This is a genomic window from Microbispora sp. CL1-1 (assembly GCF_012034195.1).
Classification (GTDB): Bacteria; Actinomycetota; Actinomycetes; order Streptosporangiales; family Streptosporangiaceae; genus Microbispora.
This window is the reverse complement of record NZ_JAATEK010000098.1, coordinates 1-4,118: the sequence shown is the minus strand read 5'-3', so window position 1 is coordinate 4,118 and position 4,118 is coordinate 1. Positions and strand designations below refer to the sequence as shown.

Annotated in this window: 4 protein-coding genes; all 4 read right to left on the bottom strand. The window is 56.8% G+C overall.

The features are described 5' to 3' along the window. Positions 1–296: 296 nt before the first annotated feature. The 4 genes from HCK04_RS39965 to HCK04_RS39950 all read right to left on the bottom strand — a co-directional run bounded on the left by HCK04_RS39965 (position 297) and on the right by HCK04_RS39950 (position 4,028). Positions 297–1,142, bottom strand: a complete 846-nt coding sequence (locus HCK04_RS39965; protein ID WP_142652725.1) for a macro domain-containing protein — start codon at positions 1,140–1,142, stop codon at positions 297–299. Between the two features lie 36 nt (positions 1,143–1,178). Further along, entirely contained in the window at positions 1,179–1,925 is a 747-nt protein-coding gene (locus HCK04_RS39960) for a nucleotide-binding protein (RefSeq protein WP_142652724.1), read from the bottom strand. After that, the gene (locus HCK04_RS39955; protein ID WP_142652723.1) at positions 1,873–3,309 is read right to left on the bottom strand and encodes a hypothetical protein; all 1,437 of its coding nucleotides are present in this window, start codon (positions 3,307–3,309) and stop codon (positions 1,873–1,875) included. The genes HCK04_RS39960 and HCK04_RS39955 overlap by 53 nt, the downstream gene beginning before the upstream one ends. A 482-nt stretch (positions 3,310–3,791) precedes the next feature. Next, positions 3,792–4,028, bottom strand: coding sequence for a hypothetical protein (locus HCK04_RS39950; RefSeq protein ID WP_168066673.1), 237 nt, complete (start codon positions 4,026–4,028; stop codon positions 3,792–3,794). Positions 4,029–4,118 lie beyond the last annotated feature (90 nt).

Here is a 4,118-nt window from a genome sequence, read left to right as displayed (position 1 = left end):
GGCGCCTCGGCAAGCGCGGCGAGCCGCAGCTCGCGCCAAATCGGCCAATCGTCTTCATACAGGACACGTAGTTCGATCACCGCCAAAACCTACAGGCGGCCACGGCACCACCCGCATCATCGGCAGGCGACGAGCGACCTGGGACGGAAGCGCGGCGGCAGCCGGGCGTGGTCGTAAGTTGCCATACGGGCTCAAGCCGCCGCCTGTGCCGGGCGGCGGTAACACGGCGCGTCCGCCCGCGGCCGCGCTACGTATCTCTTGGATCTGTTGCGCTCTGTCAGTCGACTCCTAGTCTTTTACAGTGCCGCAAGGAAAGCCTGCATCTCCAACATGTCCACCGTCTCGATATCATCCGGTCGGATGATCACGGTGAGCTCGCGGCATACCGGACGTACTCGAGATGAGGCAACAAAAGACAAAATAATCACTTTCAGAAGATTCTCGCGATCAAGAGCGTACACTCTTGCCAGCTCCGCACCCATGATGGGTACTGCCACGGCATTGAGTTGGCCCCTAGCCCCGATTGCTGTCCACAGTTTTCCTAAACTCATCCAGAAGTCGTCAATAGAGCATCGAGCCGTCAGATCATTACCCATCCTGCTATATGCCACGCAATAGATCCTCCGCTTGGGTGAACCAATGACGGCGACTGTCCCTATGGCGTACCGCATCAATTTCCCCTGCGGCTTTGTCGTTTTGGTCTCCACCTTAATAGGTGAGTATTCCGAGAGGGCTCGCGCTAGATCATCATCGAGCCTGCGACGATCGTTCTCGTAGGTTCGCTGTAGCAATTGTCCTTGAAGGCTTGCTCCATTGATTACGATGTCGTCTGTGGTGTCCGTGTCGAATGTGTCACAAAATCCCACAACGATATCAGTGTCCGACTCAAGAATATCGCCGACCCGGATTTCTATGGAAATATCGGGGTAATCGAATGCGCGTCCTGCATGGCGGCGTGGGAACGCCTTGAAGATGGCCCAGGCGAGGCATGCCGCCAGAGATAGCCCCGTCACTAGTCCTGGTTCAGCGAATCGAACGCCAAAGACTTGACCCGCGAACTGAATCGCCCCAGAGATGAGGCCAAAAGCGATGAGGAACTGCGCGAATAAAAGCGTGCGGGCTCTGCGTGTGTTCCACACCATCTTGTTCTTTCTGCCTACGCACAATGATCTAATTTATCACCTGGCGGCGTGGCGCGTATATGCGTCGAGATTCTGGAGATGTTCTGTGTCCGCAAAATCCTCGCCGGTAGCTCTCACCGCGCATCCTGCCGTCTGCAGCCGCTGGCGCAACTTCAATATGCTTGGCACTGAGCCATCAAACTGAATGTAGTTGCGACCGCCTATATCTGAGAAATCTCGTAAGTGTCCCATCTTTATAAGAACCGTTCGCTCTGGGTACAAGCCGAAAGCCATGCCGGCCTCAAACAGAACGTTTGGCCTGGCTTGACACTGCGTGCCGTGCTCGGGATCGGGCCCGCTCCCCTGAAGTGAAGGGTGCAGGCGGACGATGTCGTCCGGGGTCATCAATACCAAGGCGGCTTGGGCGATGGTGAAAGCGGCACGGACAGTGTCGCCCAAATAAGGGCTGGCCATCCCGACTTCTTGCACTATCGACTCCCATTCCAGAGGATGTAGGCCCATCCTGCGGAGCAGGTCAAACATCCTCAACCGTGCCTGCGAGTCGCGTCCGTGGATGACGAACACGGTACGATCAAGGCCTTCGCGAGAATGTCCGGGACCGCGGGTGGATTGCTCGGTGTCGGGATGATGAGCGTAAGTCACGGCTCGAGCCTTCGGTCCGGATGCGACATTTGCCGCATTGATTTGCCCGTGACCACTGATCCAGATTCCTTCATTCTTATTCATTTCCTTACCTTCTTGTTGATCCATCGGCTCTGCCGGATCTACCCATGTGATCGCCATGGCTGATCGCTTGCGCGTTGTTGCCAGCGGCAACGCTGTCCGCCGTAATCGAACTATTTCCCGTCACCATCACCCCGTTGTTCATGATTGTGGTCTGTCGCTGAATCAATTCACCCGTATCAATGTTCCGACTATCAAGGAATTGAACCAGGGAGTCAAAGATCCGCTGCTCGACGACCTTCGTGTACATCTCGCTGTCGAGCTTCTGAAAGTAGCGCTGATAGCGGGAATCGCTTGCCCACTCCCTGATGCTGAAGAAGGCACCATGGTCGAAGTCCTGGCGGTCGACACCTCTTTTGTTCGGCGCGAGTGCTCGACGGTCGTCACGGTATTCGGAGAGGTGAGTGAACCCGCTGACAATTCCAGAGAACGGTCGGAGACAACTAAAGAACAAGCGCATATGGTCACTCACGCTTGAGACCGGCTCGATTTTATCGTATTTGCGAAACGAATCTTGGAGTGGAGTCAGAATTGAATGACTGGCTTCGATGAACAGATTTTTCTTAACCATAACGAAGCGTAGGAATATGGTTAAGGCGAGTTCGCCGTCCCAGCCGAGTAGGCGAATAACCATATACGGGCGCGCTCGTTTGTCTGGTGCCGCTAGGAGTTGATTGAAATGCACCTGGTCGACACCTGGCCGTGGACGCCCGTCGCTTTGAATGAACATGCTGTCATTAGGAACGTCCCGTCCGCTGACGAATACGCGATCCTCTACTGTCAAGCCCAACCACTTCAGTGCCTCTACCTGACTCTTGACATAGGTGCGGATGTCATGGACATCAAATAGCTCTGGAATCGTCCCCTCTATCCGTGGTTTCGTGAGGTCGATTGCAAACGACCAGCCGCCGATCACCTTGCCGTATCCTCGGAATGGCTTGAATCCTTGGTATATGGTGGTGTTTCCGCGTGTTAGATCAGCGATCTGACGCAGGCGGCTGCGCAAGAGAGGACTGCGTGGCTCGGGCGCGGTAGTTGCCGAGAACCTGTCGCGTCGAAGTGCCCCCGTCATCACGCGGTAATAGTGCAGCTTTGAGAGATACAGCACAAGCGAGGAGACGATTGTCGATAAGCCGATTGCCCATGGCAGTAAAGCAAGAGGTTCGAGTGAGACGGTCAATGCAGCACTGATAATTGAACCCAATACCACTAGGGTCAGTGGCAGGTTTACGGCGGTGAGGACGCAGTCCCGGATTGCCCGCCGCCTACGCGCCGCGCATGCATGCCGGAGCACGCCCACGACATCAAGACCCGGGGACATCGCGATGCCACGGCGAGGTTGCCGAATGATGTGGGCAACGAGGTTCTGCGCGAACATAGGGTCTGACTCGGCCGCGCAGCATAAGTATCGGGTTACCTGATAATCGGCTTCTGCGACGTCCACAACGGGGGTGTGGGCTAGAAGATCTTCCTCGGTAAGGCGATCTGAGAAGGTGACTGATGGAGCCTTGTCCGCTGTTGGGACTGCCCAGGGACAATCGGCGCAAGTGTTACCGCCAGGGGTGCGTGATTGGCAGTCGCCGCATCGCATCCCCTGCTCGTTTCCCATCGGGTGCAGTAGTGACCTCGCTTGAGCAGGCAGATTATGGAGCGTTACAGATGTAGTACATATGTCTCTATACACCTCCAAGTCGCCGTCGGCCAGTGTTTGCAGGAAAGCTCGCGACCAGTGGTCCCAAGTTCCTACTGGCAGGTAGCGGGGATGGTTTCGGAAACCGCTTATCAAGGGACATTTGTGCTGCTCAAAGCATTGACTCGAGCTCGGGCAGTCCTCACCGTAAAGATCAGCGGCGGGGAGGGCCGATGACCGGGTCGTCCAAGCCGAGGTCCTCTAGAGCCGCAGGGGTGAGCACAATGCGTAATGCGTCATCGCGGATAGTGACTTCTCGAACGCAACCGTAGGCGGTTCGCTGGTCTGCGGTGACCAGGCAAGTGAGTGTCCAGGCCGAGATCCGCGTCTTGGTCGCCGGCTTCTTCGATGCCACTCATGAAGATCAGCATGAAGCCGCTGCCGTCCTCGTTTTCCGCTATCCCGGCCTGCCGGTAATTTTCGTCGAAGTCTTCGTCGCCGCCGGCGACACGGGCCGTGAATCGGTAGGTCACTACCGGGATATATCAGCCGGATAGTTCGCACGGGTTCCAACCGCGGCCCGCCGGCGCGTGGCGGGCTGCTCATCGCCGGGATCCGGCGGC

Bases quoted from the DNA above. Each gene is read 5' to 3' on its own strand.
- HCK04_RS39965 (WP_142652725.1), bottom strand. From the start codon at position 1,142: ATGGTGTGGAACACACGCAGAGCCCGCACGCTTTTATTCGCGCAGTTC.
- HCK04_RS39960 (WP_142652724.1), bottom strand. From the start codon at position 1,925: ATGGCGATCACATGGGTAGATCCGGCAGAGCCGATGGATCAACAAGAA.